At 69.2% G+C, this 925-nt stretch carries 1 pseudogene; it reads right to left on the bottom strand.

Annotated elements, in window-relative coordinates:
- Positions 1-701 (bottom strand): annotated as a pseudogene (locus tag FFK22_RS41930) (IS256 family transposase); the annotation flags it as partial.
- Between the last annotated feature and the right edge of the window lie 224 nt (positions 702-925).

The following is a 925-nucleotide window of genomic DNA, read 5'->3' as shown; positions in this document are numbered from 1 at the left end:
GGCGGCCTTCAGCCCCTCATGCGCATCGGAGATCACCAGCTTGACGCCGCGCAGGCCGCGGCGGGCGAGGCCGCGCAGGAACTCGGTCCAGAAGGTCTCGGCCTCCGACGGGCCGACATCCAGGCCCAGCACTTCGCGGCGGCCGTCGGTGTTGGCGCCGACCGCCACGATCACCGCGACCGAGACGATCCGGCCGGCCTGGCGGACCTTGACGTAGGTGGCATCGATCCAGAGATACGGCCAGTCGCCCTCGATCGGGCGGGTCAGGAAGGCCTGGACCTTCTCGTCGATCTCCTCGCACAGCCGCGACACCTGGCTCTTGGAGACCCCCGAACCGCCCATGGCACGGACCAGCTCGTCCACCGAGCGGGTCGAGATCCCTTGGACGTAGGCCTCCTGGACGCCGCCAGCGCCTTCTCCGCCAACCGCCGCGGCTCCAGGAAACCGGGGAAGTAGCTGCCCGTCCGCAGCTTCGGGATGCGCAGCTCCACCGTCCCGGCCCGGGTCTCCCAATCGCGCTCGCGGTAGCCGTTGCGTTGGGCCAGCCGCTCCGGGCTCTTCTCGCCGAAGGCTGCGCCGGTCTTCGCCGTCACCTCCAGCTCCATCAGCCGCTGGGCCGCGAACCCGATCATCTCCCGCAGCAGATCCGCATCGGCGCTCTTCTCCATCAGCCCGCGCAGGGCCATCATGTCATCGGTCATCTTCGGTTCCTTCGGTTCCAGGTTGGGTGTCACCAACCGAACCCTACCGGAGAACCGCGGATGACCGCCCGCTGTGGATAAGGGGCCCACCGCCGCCTAACTCTCGGCGGTCGCTGCGGCGGGCCTCTTACCCACAGCTCCTACACCACCCGGGGGGACACGACCGTCCGGGAAGGACCCGCATGCTTCGACGTGATGCCTGATGATTGGCGCCGCCGCCCTCA

Source organism: Mycobacterium sp. KBS0706, assembly GCF_005938675.2.
Lineage (GTDB): Bacteria > Pseudomonadota > Alphaproteobacteria > DSM-16000 > Inquilinaceae > Inquilinus.
This window is presented reverse-complemented; position numbering and strand designations above follow the sequence as displayed.